The sequence below is a fragment of the Pandoraea sp. genome (assembly GCF_041919235.1).
Classification (GTDB): Bacteria; Pseudomonadota; Gammaproteobacteria; order Burkholderiales; family Burkholderiaceae; genus Pandoraea.
Window position 1 is genome coordinate 120,978 of sequence record NZ_JAYRUC010000007.1, and the last position, 15,253, is coordinate 136,230.

A 15,253-nucleotide genomic window follows, 5' to 3' on the forward strand; every position below is an offset into this window, starting at 1 on the left:
AAATGAGCCGTGTTCATGCAGCGTTGAGAAATTCTGAAAATCGAACGCGAAGGCCCGATCAGAATTCGGGCAACCATTCGGGCGCGTGCGACTTGAGGGTGTCGCGCGCGGCTTCGAATTCCGGAAAGATCGAGGCTACGGCCTGCCAGAAGCGAGGTCCGTGGTTCATTTCCTTCAGATGCGCCAGTTCGTGCGCGACGACGTAATCGATGACCCCGAGCGGGAAGTGGATCAGCCGCCAGTTCAGGCGGATGCGGCCGTCAGCGCTGCAACTGCCCCAGCGGGTCGAGGCCGACGACAGTCCCAGCGCCGTATAGCGCACGCCGAGCCGCTCGCCGTAGACCTCCAGGCGCGTCGTGAAGAGCTTGCGGGCTTCTTGCTGCAGCCAGCCCAGCACACGGTCGCGCATTTGCTCAGGGGCGGCTTGAGGCGGCAGGTCGAGCCACAGCGTATGCGTCTGGATGTCGTATTGCGCGGCCCCGGCACTTGCGCCGAGGCGGATCGTCAACGTGTGGCCGAGATACGGCAGCGTGGCGGTGTCGATCCAGTTCACGCGCGGTATCACGCGACGCGCAGAGCGCTCGCGAAATTCGGCGATCTTGTTGAAAATCCAGCGTTTCTTCTCGACGACGGCCGCCTCGACGTCCGCGAGGGTGACCCAGCGCGGGGCCGTCACGGCCAGACCTGACTCATCGATCATGAACCCGATGGTGCGGCGCGAGGAGCGTTTGAACCGATAGTAAAGCGCGTGGCCGTCGAGCATGATCACACGTTCGCCGGCGGCGGGCGTGCGGCGAGGGCTACTCGACGGCGGTGCCTGCAGCGTATTCGTGTCCGTTGCGGACGGACTTAGCGCAGCGGACGCGCCCGGCGCGTCGGTGGCTACGCCGTTTGCCTCGGGCGCGGGGCTGCCGAACAGGTCGAGTTCCATCTGGGGAGCAGGCGTCTCATGCCGGGCGCGGGTGTCGCGGGTGTCGCGGGTGTCGCGGGTCGCGGATTGAATTTTCGACATGAGACAGTCTCGGGGGGGATGGTGTCAGGTCCGTGGCGTGGCGTCCGGCGAATCCGAGGCGTGCATCGCTGGCTTTGACGTATAGGCGGCGGGGTCGATGCGCACCATTTCGCGCTCGATCCATTCGGCCACGTCGGCGTTGACGGCTTCGGCCGTGCGGCCCGCCGTCTCGATGACCGGTCCGATCGATACGATCACTTCCCCGGGGTGCTTCACGAACGAGTTGCGCGGCCAGACGCGTCCGGCATTGTGCGCGATGGGCACGACAGGGACGCCGGTCGTGGTGGCGAGGCGGGCGCCGCCCGATTTGTACTTGTTGCGGGTACCGGTTCTTGTGCGGGTGCCTTCCGGGAACATGATGATCCACGATCCTTCGGCCAGACGCTCGCGACCCTGCGCAACGACTGACTGAAAAGCGTCGGTGCCCTTGCTGCGGTTGATGTGAATCATGCTGAGCAGGCCGAGCGCCCAGCCGAAGAACGGTACGTAGAGCAGCTCGCGCTTGAACACGAAGCACAGCGGGCGCGGCATGAGCGCAGGCAGAGCGATCGTCTCCCACGCCGACTGATGCTTTGACAGCAGGACGGCGGGGGTATCCGGCAAATTCTCCCAGCCAACGACCCGGTAGCGCATGCCGCAGAGCTTGTCGGCGACGCGAATCACCGTCTTGCACCAGCCGGCCGCGAACCAGTAACGTTGCACGCGCGAGAGGAACGGGAAGGAGACGATGCACGCAATGGCGTACGGAATCGTCCAGACGATCTGGAAGATGAAGAAGAGAATCGAACGAAGTTGCAGCATCGGGTCTAGGCCTGGAGTAGGGGGCAGGAGCGATTGTCCTACGCGCGCTGATGCGCGTCTTGGGTCATGCGACGGGGTGAGCGCCGCTCACACGCTCTTGGCGTCCTCTTCGGCGAGCAGGTCGTTGACGAAGGCTTGCAGGTTGTCATGCACACGCGTGCCTTCGGGCAGATTGCCTGCGGCGAGCGTCTTCTTGCCTTTGCCGGTGAGCACCAGATGCGCCTGCGCGCCCACCGCAGCGGCCGCCTGCAAATCGCGCAGCGAGTCGCCCACGGCCGGCACCCCGGTCAGGTCGACTTCGTAGCGTCGCGCGATTTCCTGGAACAGACCGGGCTTCGGCTTGCGGCAGTTGCAGTCGTCGACAGCGGTGTGCGGGCAGAAGAACACGGCGTCGATGCGTCCACCGGCAGCCGCGGCGAGCTTCGACATCTTCGCGTGCATGGCACCAAGCGTCGCCATGTCGAATAGCCCGCGCCCCACGCCCGACTGGTTCGTCGCCACGACCACCCGGTAGCCGGCCTGATTCAGGCGGCCGATGGCCTCGAGGCTGCCGGGCAGCGGCATCCACTCGTTCGTCGACTTGATGAACTGATCCGAGTCGGCGTTGATGACGCCATCCCGGTCGAGAATCACGAGTTTGCGGGCGGCGGGGCCGGGGGTGCGGTCTTTGCGCGAATCCATGGCGAACGGGCTTCCGGGACATTAAGCCGCAATCAAGCGGCGAGCTTCGAGAGATCGGCCACGCGGTTCATCTGTACGTGCAGATGCCAGAGGAGCGCGAGACGATTGTTGCGCAGCGCCTCGTCGTCGGCCATCACCATGACGTCGTTGAAGAACGCGTCGACCGCATCGCGCAATTCGGCCAACGCCGACAGGGCGTGCGCATATTCGCGAGCCTCGAACTTTTGCTGCACCACGGGGGCGACCTTTTCCAGCGCTGCGGCGAGCGCCTTCTCGGCCGGTTCCATCAGCAGCGACGCCACGATGACGCCATCCGGCGGCGGCGCCGTCTTCTTCAGAATGTTCCCGATGCGCTTGTTCGCGGCGGCAAGGGCTTCGGCCTGCGGCAATGCCGAGAAAGCGCGTACGGCGTCCAGTCGCTCGATCAGATCGCTCAGATCGAGGTAGATCGACGGGGAAACCAGCGCGGCTTCGATCTCGTTGACCGCATAGCCGCGCTCACGCAGATAGCCGCGCAGGCGATCGAGCACGAATTGGTAGACATCGCTCAGAAACTCGGGGCCGGCAACGCCCGACGTGAATTGTTTGTACGTCACGTCAAGCAGGTCCGGCAACATGACCGGCAGACGCCGCTCGATGAGCATGCGCACGATACCCAGCGCGTGACGGCGCAGCGCGAACGGGTCTTTCTCGCCGGTCGGCTGCAGGCCGATCCCCCAGATGCCGACGAGCGTCTCGAGCTTGTCCGCCAGCGCCACGACGGTGCCGGTGTGGCTCGCAGGCAGGGCGTCGCCGGCGAAGCGCGGCTGATAGTGCTCCGAGCAGGCGCGCGCGACGTCTTCGGCTTCGCCGTCGTGACGCGCGTAATACGTGCCCATCGTGCCCTGCAACTCAGGGAATTCGCCGACCATGTCGGTCAGCAGGTCGGCCTTGGCGAGCAGTGCGCCGCGTTCGGCCAGTGCCACGTCGACGCCGATCATCGGCGCAATGGCGCCGGCGATCCGCACAAGGCGCTGCGTGCGCTCGAACTGTGAGCCCAGTTTGTTGTGATAGACGACGTTCGCGAGCAGCGGCACACGCTCGGCGAGCGGCTTCTTCTTGTCCTGCTCGAAGAAGAACTTCGCATCGGCCAGACGCGGGCGCACCACGCGCTCATTGCCCGTGACGATTTGCCCGGGCATGTCGGTGGCAATGTTGGAGACGATCAGAAAGCGGTTCGTCAGACGGCCACCTTCGGCGAGCGGCTTGTCGGTGAGCGCAAAGTACTTCTGGTTCGTCTGCATCGTGAGAATCAGACATTCCTGCGGTACGGCGAGAAATTCCTGCTCGAAATGGCAAGCGTAGATCGCGGGCCACTCGACGAGCGCGGTGACTTCGTCGAGCAGTGCGTCGGGCATGACCACGTGATCGTTGCCGGCCGCTGCGAGCAGTTGCGTGCGAATGGCGTCACGGCGGCCCGCGAAGCTGGCGAGCACCCGGCCTTCGGTCTCGAGGGCTGCGGCGTAGGCATCGGCATGGGCGACGGTGACTTCGCCCTTCGACAGGAAGCGATGGCCCAGGGTCTTGTTGCCCGAGGCGAGGCCGACGGCCGTGGCCGGCACGATCGTGTCGCCGTGCAGCGCGATGAGGCCGTGCACAGGGCGCACGAACTGCACCGTCTCGCCGTCCGGACGCTGGTAGCTCATGACCTTCGGGATCGGCAGCTTGCCGAGTGTTTCGTCGAGCGCCGCTTGCAGCGCGTCGGCCAGTTGGGCGCCCGCCGCGGTGTAAGTGTGGAAGAAGGCTTCGGCCTTGCCGTCCATCGCGCGCTCCAGGCGCGCGACCGGAAGATCGGCAAAGCCCATGGCCGCGAGCTTCTTCGCCAGCGGCGGCGTCGGGTTGCCGTTGGGGTCGAGCGCGACCGACACCGGGAGCACCTTGGCGCGGATCGTCGCGTCGGGGGCGCGCTCGAGCACGTTCGAGATCGTGAGCGCCAGACGTCGCGGCGTGGCGTACGGCGTCACGACGCTGGCGTCGGTGGTGAGGCCGCGCGTGCGCAGGCCATGGGCAATGCCGTCGGCGAACGCGTCGCCCAGACGCGCCAGCGCCTTCGGCGGCAGTTCTTCGGTCAGCAGTTCGACCAGCAGGGTGCGTTGTGCGGTGCTCATCATGCGGCTTGCGTTGGGTGTTGGGCGGCGGGGGCGTTCAGCATCGGGAAGCCGAGCTTTTCGCGCGAAGCGTAGTAGGCCTGTGCGATCAGACGCGACAGCGCCCGGATACGGCCGATATACGCCGCACGCTCGGTCACCGAGATGGCGCCGCGCGCGTCGAGCAGGTTGAAGGTATGCGCGGCCTTGAGAATCATCTCGTAAGCGGGCAGCGCGAGTTCGGCCTCGATGAGGCGCTTGGCCTCGCTCTCGTAATTGTCGAAGAAGCCGAACAGCATCGGCTGATTCGAATGCTCGAAGTTATACGTCGACTGCTCGACTTCGTTCTGATGGAACACGTCGCCATAGGTCAGGCGACGCTTGACCGGGCCGTCGGCAGTTTGTTCGTCCCATTCGGTCCACACGAGGTCGTAGACGTTCTCGACCTGTTGCAGATACATGGCCAGACGCTCGATGCCGTAGGTAATTTCGCCGAGCACCGGCTTGCAGTCCAGACCGCCGACTTGCTGGAAGTACGTGAACTGCGTAACTTCCATGCCATTGAGCCACACTTCCCAGCCCAGGCCCCAGGCGCCAAGCGTGGGGTTCTCCCAGTCGTCTTCGACAAAGCGCACGTCGTTTTCGGTCAGATCGAGACCGAGCGCACGCAGCGAACCCAGATAGAGGTCGAGAATATTCTCCGGTGCCGGTTTGAGCACCACCTGGTACTGGTAGTAATGCTGCATGCGGTTCGGATTCTCGCCGTAACGGCCGTCCTTGGGACGGCGCGACGGCTGCACGTAGGCGGCGCGCCACGGCTCCGGGCCGATCGCGCGCAGGAACGTGGCGGTGTGCGAGGTACCGGCGCCGACCTCCATGTCGTAAGGCTGAAGCAATGCACAGCCTTGCTTGTCCCAGTAATCCTGCAACGTCAGGATGACTTGTTGAAAGGTAAGCATGATAAATTCGCGCGGACGAACAGGAAAGAATGCGGATTTTGCGCAGTTCACTGGCCCGGCCGCGAGCGCGGCCAGCAAACTAAAACGTTGAATTTTAGCGGGAATTCGACCCGAACGGGGCGTTGATGCCCATTGGGTCGCGCGACAGGGGGGATTTTCACTTTCCCCCGTGTCGTTTCGATGGCGCTGGCGCGTCAGCGCGCGCGTCGCGTCATCGCCAGTCCGAGCCCCACGGCGACGAGTGCGAGCACCAGCGGGGGAAGGTTGCCGAAGCGAACGTAAGGCGTGAGCCCGCTGTAGGGCTGGACGCTGCCCGTGAGCACGCCCGTGGTCATCGCCGGCAGACGTCCCTGGACGCGACCGTGTGCATCGATGATCGCGGTCGTGCCGGTGTTCGTTGCGCGGAGCATTGGACGCCCCGTCTCCAGCGTGCGCATGCGCGCGATCTGCAGGTGCTGGTCGAGCGCAATGGTGTCGCCGAACCACGCAAGGTTGGTCGAGTTGGCGAGCACGGTTGCGGGTACCGGCGTGCTGCGCAACGCCTGTGCAATTTCCTCGCCGAACAAGTCTTCGTAGCAGATGTCGAGCGCTACGCGCTGGTCGCCGACTGCGAAGCCGCTCGGCGTCGCGGTGCCGCGCAGGAAGTCGCCCAGGGGGATGTGCATCATGTCGACGAACCAGCGAAAGCCCCACGGGACGAATTCGCCGAAAGGCACAAGATGATGCTTGTCGTAACGGTACAGCGTTGGGTTGCGCGGCGAGACGCCGAACAGGCTGTTGGTCAGATCGGTCGGACCGCGATCGGTGAGGGTCGCGCCGACCGCACCGAGCACCACATGCGAGCCGGTGCGATCGGCAAATTCGCGGATCGGACCGGCCACGTCGGGCGGAATGCCTTGGAGCAGTACGGGGAAGGCCGTCTCCGGCGTGATGATGAGGTCGGCCGGCGCGGCGACGATCATGTCGCGATATAGCGCCATGGCGTGGTCGATGCCGGCGCGCTCGAATTTCATGTCCTGCGCGATGCTCCCCTGCAGCAGTCGCACGGTGAGGGGCTTACCCGAAGGCGTTGTCCAGGCGTGCCGGGCGAGGCCTGCACCTGCGCCGAGCAATGCCAGCACGCAGACCACGTCACCCAGTCGCCGTGCCGGTCGCGTGTTCGCCATGGTGGGCAGCAGCGCGCGGGCGAGCCAGGCGGCCGCAAGCGCGGCGAGTCCGCCAATGCCGTAGACGCCGACGAGCGGCGCGAAGCCTGCCAGCGGGCCATCGACGTGGGCATACCCGGGCGAGAGCCACGGGAAGCCCGTGAAGACGGTGCCGCGCAGCCATTCGGCGAGCGTCCAGGCGCCGGCGAACGCGAGCGTGCGCCATGGGCCTCTGGCCGTGATCCCGCGTGTGACGAACGTCGCCAGTGCGGGATAGAGCGCCAGATAGGCCGAGAACAGCACGACGGCCGCGCCGGCCATGACGCCAGGCATGCCACCGTAGGTGTGCATGCTGATATAGAGCCACCAGACGCCGGACACGAACGACGCGACACCGAAACTGCCGCCGAGCCAGAGGGCGTCGCGGCGCGATGCGCTGCGCTCGACGAGCGCGAACAGCCCTGCCATGGCAAGCAGTTGCAGCCACCACACGTCGCGCGGGGCGAAGGCGAGGGTCTGGGCGATGCCGGCCAGGCCGGCGAGCGCACGGGCGCGCCAGGCCGGCCACGGGCGCCGCTCGGGCGCATGGAGCGTCATTTCCTGCATGGATCGATGGAAGAGGTTACTCGGGCTGATCGGCGGGCGCCGGTTCCACGCGCCGCAACAGCAGCATGTGGACCTGACGGCCGTCCGCGCGCAGCACCTCGAACACGAGATTGCCCACGCGCATACGCTCGCCACGACGCGGCACACGACCGAACTGGTGCGTGATCATACCGCCGATCGTATCGTTCTCGTCATCGTGGAACTGTGTGCCGAACGCTTCGTTGAACTGTTCGATCTCGGTGAGGGCGCGAATGCGGTACGTGCCATCGGGTGCGGCGATGATGTTGTCTTCTTCCTCATCGAAGTCGTACTCGTCCTCGATGTCGCCGACGATCTGCTCGAGCACGTCCTCAATGGTGATGAGACCGGCCACGCCGCCGTATTCGTCCACGACGATGGCGATGTGATTGCGATTCACGCGAAAGTCGTGCAGCAGCACGTTCAGGCGTTTCGACTCGGGAATGAACACGGCCGGGCGCAGCATGTCGCGCACGTCGAAATCGTGATTGGCGTAGTAACGCAGCAGATCCTTCGCGAGCAGAATACCGATGATGTTGTCGCGATTGCCTTCGTACACCGGATAGCGCGAGTGCGCCTGTTCCAGTACGAAGGGGACGAACGCTTCCGGCGTCTGGTCGATGTTGATGGCGTCCATTTGCGCGCGCGGCACCATGATGTCGCGGGCAGACAGATCGGCCACCTGGAATACGCCTTCGATCATCGCCAGCGAGTCGGCGTCCATCAGGTTGCGGGCGTGGGCGTCTTGCAGAATTTCGAGCAACTCTGAACGCGACTCCGGCTCCGGAGAAATCAGATCGGTGAGGCGTTCGAGCAGCGAGCGGGGTTTGTCGGTGTTTTTTCGACCGGGTCGACTGGGATAAGGGTCGTTCATGACGGCGCGTCCAAGTTGGGCGGACGCCGAGCTGTTTCAGGAAGCTCAAGGATACACCAGATGTGCGGCGACACCGCGCCTGCACCGCAGCGTTTCGGCGCGCCGGTCGCGTCGCCGGGCGATGCTGCGAATGTCAGGACACACCGGGCATTTCAACGCGCACCGCAGCGGTGCAGCACCGCTTCGAGCGCCGGGTCGGGCATGCCGGCTTCGCGCAGCGCCTTGACGGTCCGGGCTACGTAATCGTGCGTTGTGCCGTAGCGTCCCTGCGCCTGCTCGAAGACCTTGCGGATGATGTCGTCGGGCAGACGACCGGCGTAGCTCTTGACGTCGCGCCGCATGACAAACGCGAGCGCGGGCGCGGTGCGACCGTCGGCGAGGGCGCAATTCAGCCATGCCGGACGATACGAACCCATCGCCATCTCGCGATACCAGAGCGTTTCGAGTTCGGTGCGCGCCTTGGCGGCCGAGAGACGCAGCGCCACGCCCGAACAAGAACCGCCGCGATCGAGTGCGAGAACGAGCCCCGGCTGCTCTGGGGTGCCGCGATTGACGCGCGACCACAGATACAACCCTCGGTGATAGCCGTACACGCGGGCATGCAGGCTTTCTTCGACGGGCAGGCCGGGATTCCATATGAGCGAGCCGTACGCGAAAATCCACAGATCCTCGCGGCCGTCCCAGTGGGTGAGCGTGGCGTCGAGCGAGCCGGCGAGTTCTTCCTGGCTCAGGTGGCGAGCATCGCCGAGATCCGGCGGGTATTGATTGCACGCCGGACCGCTCGATGCGCTGGTCGGCTCAGTCTCGGTAGCCGTCGGGGGGGCGGGCATGCGGTCCATACGTTATCGGTTCAGGCGCGGCGAGCTTTGGCCGGCGCAGGCGACTTGCGCGATTGAGGGGACTTCTCGGCCGCGTAAGGGTCGCCGTAGCCGAGACCGGTGAGAATTTCCGTCTCCAGGTCTTCCATTTCCCGCGCCTCGTCGTCCTGTTCGTGATCGTAGCCCTGCGCGTGAAGCACGCCATGCACGATCAGGTGCGCGTAATGCGCTTCGAGCGCGATGCCCTGCGCGTTTGCTTCGCGCTCGACCACCGGGCAGCACAACACGATATCGCCCGTCAGCGGATCGCTTTCGTGCTGCGCATAGGCGAACGTGAGCACGTTGGTGGCGTAGTCCTTGCCGCGATAGCCACGGTTCAGCGACTGGCCTTCCTCGGCGTCGACGAAGCGCAGCGTCAGCTCGGCGTCGGCGAGCAGCGCGGCCTGCACCCAGCGGCGCAGCGTGGTGCGCGAGAGCAATGCCTTGTGTGTGGCGAATGCCCGACCTGCCACGAACTGGCTCGTCAACGCGAGCGTGTGACGCGCAGAGCGTGGGGCGCGCTCGCTCATGCCTTGCCTCGTGGCGCGCGGGGGGTGCGGGTGGTGCGGGAATCGCGTGAATCGTGTTGACGCGATTGCGGTGCTTCCAGCGCGGCTTCGGCCTGCTGCGAGTGCGCGTCGTAGGCCTCGACGATGCGCGCGACGAGCGGGTGGCGCACCACGTCCACGCTGGTGAAGCGCGTCAAGGCGATGCCGCGCACGTCCTTAAGGATCAATTGCGCTTCCGTCAGGCCGCTCTTCTGACCGCGCGGCAGATCGACCTGCGTGGTGTCGCCGGTCACGACGGCCTTGCTGCCGAAGCCGATACGCGTGAGGAACATCTTCATCTGTTCGGGCGTGGTGTTCTGTGCCTCGTCCAGAATGATGAACGCGTGATTGAGCGTGCGCCCGCGCATATACGCGAGTGGCGCGATCTCGATCATTTGCTTCTCGAAGTACTTCTGTGTCTTGTCGAAGCCGAGCAGGTCGTAGAGCGCATCGTAGAGGGGGCGCAGGTATGGGTCGACCTTCTGTGCCAGATCGCCGGGCAGGAAACCCAGCCGCTCGCCCGCTTCTACGGCCGGGCGTGTGAGGACGATGCGCTTGACCGCGTCGCGCTCCAGCGCGTCGACGGCGCAGGCCACGGCCAGATAGGTCTTGCCGGTACCGGCCGGGCCGATGCCGAATGTCACGTCGTGCGAGAGGATCTGCTTGAGATACTCGCGCTGCGCCGGGGTGCGGCCGTGCAGGTCGCTGCGGCGCGTGTGCAGCACGGGCGAGCCGTCCTCCGTCTCACCGGCGGCGAAGGGGTTGTCGTCGCCGTGGCGAACGGTCGGGGCGAGGCCCTGACGCGATTCCACGAGTCCCAACTGAATATCGTCGACGGACAAGGGTTCGGTGGCGCGGTTGTAAAAGCTCTCGAGGGCCTGAGTGGCGATCGCGGCGCTCTTGCCGCGCACGGAGAAGCGATGGCCTCGGCGGGAAATCGACACGTCGAGCGCCTGTTCGATCTGGCGCAGGTTTTCGTCGAGCGGGCCGCAGAGATTGGCCAGGCGGCGATTGTCGTCGCGAGGGGCGGTGAATTCTTGGGCGGGTGCTTTCAAGATGATCCGGTCGGGTGCCTGTTCAGATCGTTCGATGGAGTCGCCGGGGGCGGGCTCGGGTAGGCGATGTGCGTGCCCAAACCTGCCGGGTCCGTTCATATTCTCAAATTTCGGTCAGTGCGTGGTGAACAGTTCGCCACGCAGCGAGTGCGGGTAGGCGAAGGTGATCACGACGTCGGTCATCTGGCCGATCAGGTGGGCGCGCTGGGCTTCGGGTGCCGGGAAGTTGACCACCCGGTTGTTCTCGGTGCGGCCTTGCAACTCGTTGGGGTCCTTGCGCGACACGCCTTCGACGAGAATGCGCTGGCGTGAGCCGACCATGCGCTGGCTGATGCGCGCGGCGTTTTCTTCGATCACCGCCTGCAGGTGTTGCAGACGGCGCAGCTTGACCTCGCGCGGCGTATCGTCGGGCAGGTTGGCGGCCGGCGTGCCGGGGCGCGGACTGTAAATGAACGAGAAGCTCGTGTCGTAGCCGATTTCGTGAATCATCGCCATGAGCTTGTCGAAGTCCTCTTCCGTTTCGCCGGGAAAGCCGACGATGAAGTCCGACGACATCGACATTTCCGGGCGAACCTGACGCAGGCGGCGGATGATCGATTTGTATTCCAGCACCGTGTAGCCGCGCTTCATGGCCGAGAGCACGCGGTCGGCGCCGTGCTGCACGGGCAAGTGCAGGTGGCTCACGAGCTTGGGCACCTTGGCGTAGGTGTCGATCAGGCGCTGGGTGAACTCCTTCGGGTGGCTGGTCGTGTAGCGGATGCGCTCGATGCCCGGCACTTCGGCCACGTATTCGATGAGCAGCGCGAAGTCGGCGATTTCGCCGTCGGCCATCAGGCCACGATAGGCGTTCACGTTCTGGCCGAGCAATGTGATCTCACGCACGCCTTGTTCGGCGAGTCCGGCGATCTCGGTGAGCACGTCCTCAAACGGGCGCGACACCTCGTCGCCGCGCGTGTAGGGCACCACGCAATAGCTGCAATACTTCGAGCAGCCTTCCATGATGGAGACGAACGCGGTTGCGCCCTCGACCTTGGCCGGTGGGAGATGGTCGAACTTCTCGATTTCCGGGAACGAAATATCGACCTGCGAGCGCCCGGTGGCGCGGCGCGCCTCGAGCATCTGGGGCAGACGATGCAGCGTCTGCGGGCCGAACACCACGTCGACATAAGGGGCGCGCTGCACAATGGCGGCGCCTTCCTGGCTCGCGACGCAGCCGCCGACACCGATCACCAGATCCGGTTTGATTTCCTTGAGCGCGCGCATGCGGCCCAGATCCGAGAACACTTTCTCCTGCGCTTTTTCGCGCACCGAGCAGGTGTTGAACAGGATGACGTCGGCGTCTTCCGGGGAGTCGGTCTTTTCGAGACCCTCGGCTGCGCCGAGTACGTCCGCCATCTTGTCGGAGTCGTACTCGTTCATCTGACAGCCGAACGTCTTGATGTAAATCTTCTTTGCCATTGAGTGCGCGCCGGTCACAGTGGTTAACCTGGGGGCGTCCGTAGTGAGTGTTTCAGGGGTTCAGTCTTGCCTGGCCGCGAGAGAAAAGCGGTGGCCCAAACGCAAAAGCCGGCAAGGCCGGCCTATCCGGACCTCCGTGGCGGGGCCGGTGTATGGTGCACGCATTATACCGCGTGCACCGTTGGGCAGCGCGGGGGCGGCTAGCGGTTTTCCTTCATCGCGGCGGCGATGGCCCGGATGTTGTGCTGAAACAACTGGAGATAGGTGGTCGCTTCCGGATTCTGTGACAGCGCGTCGGAGTACAGCTTGCCGTCGACCTTCACCCGGGCGTCGCGGGCAATCCGCTGAACCAGGCGCGGATTGGAGATATTTTCCATGAAGACTGCCCGGATGCCGGTACGGCGGATCACGCGGATCAGATTGGCCACATCCTTGGCGCTGGCTTCGCTTTCCGTGGATACGCCTTCCGGGGCGAGGAACTTGATGCCGAAGCGTTGGCCGAGATAGCCGAAGGCGTCGTGCGACGTGAGCACCACGCGGCGGGCAGGCGGAATCGGGGCGATCTGCTTGTTGGCCCAGGTGATCAGGTCGTCGAGCGCGCCGCGGTAGCTTTTGGCACGTTCCGAGTAGTAGGCGGCGCCGGCTGGGTCGGCCTGCGATAACGCGGCTGCAATGTTGTCGACCATCACCTTCACACGCTCGGGATCCTGGAACATGTGGGGATCGTCCACGGTTCTCCCCTCATCGACCATCGTGTGCGGCTTGAGCCCCTTCGTGACCGTGATGAGCTTGCCGGGATATTGGCTTGCCTTCACCAGACGCGGCAGCCACCCTTCGAAACCCAGGCCGTTCACGAAAAAGAGCTTCGTTCCTGAAATCTTGGCGACATCCGCCGGGGTCGGCTCGTAGACATGGGTGTCCTGATCGGGGCCGACGAGCGTCGCGACGTCGACCCGATCGCCGCCGACGGCCTTCACGATGTCCGACAGAATACTGAAGCTCGCGCCGACAGCAAGGCGCGTGTCCTGTGCCTGCGCCGGGCTGGCGAGTGCCAGCGCGAGGGCGACCAGGGCGGTGAAGCGTCCTGCGCCAAGCCACGATTTGCCGCTGGATTTACCCAATCCGAACATGTTTTCCTCTCTCAAAGCGCCGGGGCTCTCGCAGCATTTGCCTGGCCCGGCGTGGCAAGCAGCGCGCCCAGATAGGCGATGCCTGCCGTCAAAATGATGGCTGGCCCCGAAGGGCAGGCCAAATAATACGAAAGCAGCAGCCCGATCACGCTCGACGCGCTCGCAACCAGCCAGGCCACGAGCAACATGCCCGGCAGCGTGCGTGCGAGGAGCCGGGCGGTCGCCGCCGGCAACATCATCAGGCCCACGGCCATGAGCGTGCCCATCGCCTGAAATCCCGCCACAAGGTTCATCACGGTGAGCACTGTGAAGCCCAGGTGGTAGCGCATCACGCTTTTGCCCTGCCCCTGGCCGAGGAACGCCGGATCGGCGCTATCGAGCACAAGACCGCGATAATGCCACCCGAACCATAGGAGCGTCACGGTGGCAATGGCGGCGACGAGAATGAGCGACGGATCATCGACCGCGAGCACCGAACCGAAGAGCAGGTGCATCAGGTCGACGCTGTTACCCCATTTCGAGACGATCACCACGCCGCCCGCCAGCGCCAGCAAATAGAAGCCGGCGAACGATGCGCCCTCGTCAAGCCGCGTGCGGCGGCTCGACAACCCGGCGAGCAGCGCAACGAGCAAGCCGGCCACCATGCCGCCGCCCGCCATCCACGGCAGCGACAGACCGCCGATCAGATACCCGATGGCGGCGCCCGGCAACACCGCATGCGAGAGCGAGTCGCCCATGAGGCTCATGCGCCGCAGCAGCAGGAACACGCCCACCGGTGTGCAACCGATCGATAGCGCGAGGCTGCCAACCAGTGCGTGCCGCATGAAGTCGAATTCCGAGAACGGACCGACGAGTAGATTCAACACAGCGCTCATCGACGGCCTCCTTGGTTGGGGGGGACGGTGCCCGGCAGTTGTGCGCCCTCGCGCGCGGCGAAGCCGAAGGTTTCCGTCGCCGTGCCCACGGCGCTGGCCGTGTAGCCTTCGAGGCCGGACAGAGCGGCGCGCGTGCCACCCGCCGCGCCATCGACAGACGGCGGTCCGCCGCAAAGGCACGCCGCAGGCGTGCCCGCGGACACCAGCCGGCCTGCCATGACAGCGACGTGCGCGAAGCGCTCCAGCACGAGCGGCAGGTCGTGGAGTACGGTGACCACGGTGCGTCCCTCGTTGCGCCATTGATCCAGTAATGCGAGCAACAGTTCCGCAGAGGGCACGTCGATGCCGGTGAGCGGTTCGTCGAGCAATACGATGGGGGCGTCTTCCACGATCAGCCGAGCGAAGCGGGCGCGCTGCCATTGACCGCCCGACAGGGCTTCCAGCGCTTGCGTGCGCTTGTCTGCAAGGCCCACGCGCGTGAGGGCCTCGTGAACTCGGTCGAATTCGCCGCGCCCGAGACGGCGGGCGTCGCCCGTGCGCCGCCATGTGCCGGTCAGCACATACTCCTCGACGCACATGGGAAACCGGTGATCGGTTTCGGGCCGTTGCGACAGATAGGCCACGGGCCCGTCGCAGACGATCTTGCCAGCCGAGGCCTTCTGCAGACCTGCAAGCGCGCGCAGCAGCGTGGTCTTGCCGCCGCCATTGGGGCCGACAACCGCCGAGAGGACACCCGGCGCGAAGGCGACGCTTACGTGTTCGAGCGCGACGTTCGGTCCGAAATGCACCGAAAGATCCTGGCAGCCGATCACGAGACGACTCCATGCAGCGTCCAGAAAACGAGCGCCCAAAGCGGCACGAGCACCAGCAGCGTGAGTGCGGTGCGCTCCCAGCCAGCGAGACGGTAGAGCCAAACGGAGAAGCGGATCATGGTCGAAACGGGCAGTGCCCACACGCGGTTTGCAACTGTGTAATAAATGCAACAAGGTTGCATTATGGCATGAAACGGTCCGGGTTGCCGTCCTCGTCGACCAAGGGACGCCGGGAGGCACGACGCGCGCGCGGGTCGTATCGAGACACAGCGCGTTACATATCAGCGCAGCAGATT

Annotated in this window: 15 protein-coding genes; all 15 read right to left on the reverse strand. The window is 65.1% G+C overall.

The window, feature by feature from the left end; all coding sequences use genetic code 11:
- Positions 1-58: 58 nt before the first annotated feature.
- Positions 59-931: a M48 family metallopeptidase gene (locus ACE3UG_RS07625; RefSeq protein ID WP_374622070.1), complete on the reverse strand. Its 873-nt coding sequence runs from the start codon at positions 929-931 to the stop codon at positions 59-61.
- Between the two features lie 105 nt (positions 932-1,036).
- The gene (locus ACE3UG_RS07630) at positions 1,037-1,813 is read right to left on the reverse strand and encodes a lysophospholipid acyltransferase family protein (RefSeq protein ID WP_374621854.1); all 777 of its coding nucleotides are present in this window, start codon (positions 1,811-1,813) and stop codon (positions 1,037-1,039) included.
- An 87-nt stretch (positions 1,814-1,900) separates the two neighbouring features.
- Positions 1,901-2,494: a D-glycero-beta-D-manno-heptose 1,7-bisphosphate 7-phosphatase gene (gmhB, locus tag ACE3UG_RS07635; protein ID WP_374621857.1), complete on the reverse strand. Its 594-nt coding sequence runs from the start codon at positions 2,492-2,494 to the stop codon at positions 1,901-1,903.
- A 32-nt stretch (positions 2,495-2,526) separates the two neighbouring features.
- Positions 2,527-4,644: a glycine--tRNA ligase subunit beta gene (gene glyS / locus ACE3UG_RS07640; protein WP_374621859.1), complete on the reverse strand. Its 2,118-nt coding sequence runs from the start codon at positions 4,642-4,644 to the stop codon at positions 2,527-2,529.
- Positions 4,641-5,579 carry a glycine--tRNA ligase subunit alpha gene (glyQ, locus tag ACE3UG_RS07645; RefSeq protein ID WP_374621862.1) on the reverse strand — a complete coding sequence of 313 codons (939 nt, stop codon included), beginning with the start codon at positions 5,577-5,579 and terminating at the stop codon, positions 4,641-4,643. Before glyQ ends, glyS begins: the two co-directional genes overlap by 4 nt.
- Positions 5,580-5,773: 194 nt before the next feature.
- Entirely contained in the window at positions 5,774-7,321 is a 1,548-nt protein-coding gene (gene lnt, locus ACE3UG_RS07650) for an apolipoprotein N-acyltransferase (RefSeq protein ID WP_374622072.1), read from the reverse strand.
- A gap of 25 nt (positions 7,322-7,346) precedes the next feature.
- Positions 7,347-8,222, reverse strand: coding sequence for an HlyC/CorC family transporter (locus ACE3UG_RS07655; RefSeq protein WP_374621864.1), 876 nt, complete (start codon positions 8,220-8,222; stop codon positions 7,347-7,349).
- 152 nt (positions 8,223-8,374) lie between these two features.
- Positions 8,375-9,052, reverse strand: a complete 678-nt coding sequence (locus tag ACE3UG_RS07660; RefSeq protein WP_374622074.1) for a gamma-glutamylcyclotransferase — start codon at positions 9,050-9,052, stop codon at positions 8,375-8,377.
- Positions 9,053-9,072: 20 nt separating this feature from the next.
- Positions 9,073-9,609 carry an rRNA maturation RNase YbeY gene (gene ybeY / locus ACE3UG_RS07665; RefSeq protein WP_374621866.1) on the reverse strand — a complete coding sequence of 179 codons (537 nt, stop codon included), beginning with the start codon at positions 9,607-9,609 and terminating at the stop codon, positions 9,073-9,075.
- Positions 9,606-10,685: a PhoH family protein gene (locus ACE3UG_RS07670; RefSeq protein WP_374622076.1), complete on the reverse strand. Its 1,080-nt coding sequence runs from the start codon at positions 10,683-10,685 to the stop codon at positions 9,606-9,608. The genes ybeY and ACE3UG_RS07670 overlap by 4 nt, the downstream gene beginning before the upstream one ends.
- Before the next feature lie 111 nt (positions 10,686-10,796).
- Positions 10,797-12,140 (reverse strand): tRNA (N6-isopentenyl adenosine(37)-C2)-methylthiotransferase MiaB, encoded by a 1,344-nt coding sequence (miaB, locus tag ACE3UG_RS07675; RefSeq protein ID WP_374621868.1) that lies wholly within the window; start codon positions 12,138-12,140, stop codon positions 10,797-10,799.
- Between the two features lie 200 nt (positions 12,141-12,340).
- Entirely contained in the window at positions 12,341-13,270 is a 930-nt protein-coding gene (locus tag ACE3UG_RS07680) for a metal ABC transporter solute-binding protein, Zn/Mn family (RefSeq protein WP_374621871.1), read from the reverse strand.
- An 11-nt stretch (positions 13,271-13,281) separates the two neighbouring features.
- A complete protein-coding gene (locus tag ACE3UG_RS07685) occupies positions 13,282-14,145 on the reverse strand; it encodes a metal ABC transporter permease (protein ID WP_374621874.1) in 864 nt (287 codons plus the stop codon).
- Positions 14,142-14,957 carry a metal ABC transporter ATP-binding protein gene (locus ACE3UG_RS07690; protein ID WP_374621877.1) on the reverse strand — a complete coding sequence of 272 codons (816 nt, stop codon included), beginning with the start codon at positions 14,955-14,957 and terminating at the stop codon, positions 14,142-14,144. Before ACE3UG_RS07690 ends, ACE3UG_RS07685 begins: the two co-directional genes overlap by 4 nt.
- Positions 14,954-15,076, reverse strand: a complete 123-nt coding sequence (locus tag ACE3UG_RS07695; protein ID WP_374621879.1) for a hypothetical protein — start codon at positions 15,074-15,076, stop codon at positions 14,954-14,956. Before ACE3UG_RS07695 ends, ACE3UG_RS07690 begins: the two co-directional genes overlap by 4 nt.
- Positions 15,077-15,253: the final 177 nt, after the last annotated feature.

Coding starts and splice junctions, on each gene's coding strand:
- miaB (WP_374621868.1), bottom strand. CDS start 12,140: ATGGCAAAGAAGATTTACATCAAGACGTTCGGCTGTCAGATGAACGAG.
- ACE3UG_RS07660 (WP_374622074.1), bottom strand. CDS start 9,052: ATGCCCGCCCCCCCGACGGCTACCGAGACTGAGCCGACCAGCGCATCG.
- glyQ (WP_374621862.1), bottom strand. CDS start 5,579: ATGCTTACCTTTCAACAAGTCATCCTGACGTTGCAGGATTACTGGGAC.
- ybeY (WP_374621866.1), bottom strand. CDS start 9,609: ATGAGCGAGCGCGCCCCACGCTCTGCGCGTCACACGCTCGCGTTGACG.
- ACE3UG_RS07685 (WP_374621874.1), bottom strand. CDS start 14,145: ATGAGCGCTGTGTTGAATCTACTCGTCGGTCCGTTCTCGGAATTCGAC.
- ACE3UG_RS07625 (WP_374622070.1), bottom strand. CDS start 931: ATGGAACTCGACCTGTTCGGCAGCCCCGCGCCCGAGGCAAACGGCGTA.
- ACE3UG_RS07680 (WP_374621871.1), bottom strand. CDS start 13,270: ATGTTCGGATTGGGTAAATCCAGCGGCAAATCGTGGCTTGGCGCAGGA.
- ACE3UG_RS07630 (WP_374621854.1), bottom strand. CDS start 1,813: ATGCTGCAACTTCGTTCGATTCTCTTCTTCATCTTCCAGATCGTCTGG.
- ACE3UG_RS07695 (WP_374621879.1), bottom strand. CDS start 15,076: ATGATCCGCTTCTCCGTTTGGCTCTACCGTCTCGCTGGCTGGGAGCGC.
- ACE3UG_RS07655 (WP_374621864.1), bottom strand. CDS start 8,222: ATGAACGACCCTTATCCCAGTCGACCCGGTCGAAAAAACACCGACAAA.
- gmhB (WP_374621857.1), bottom strand. CDS start 2,494: ATGGATTCGCGCAAAGACCGCACCCCCGGCCCCGCCGCCCGCAAACTC.
- lnt (WP_374622072.1), bottom strand. CDS start 7,321: ATGACGCTCCATGCGCCCGAGCGGCGCCCGTGGCCGGCCTGGCGCGCC.
- glyS (WP_374621859.1), bottom strand. CDS start 4,644: ATGATGAGCACCGCACAACGCACCCTGCTGGTCGAACTGCTGACCGAA.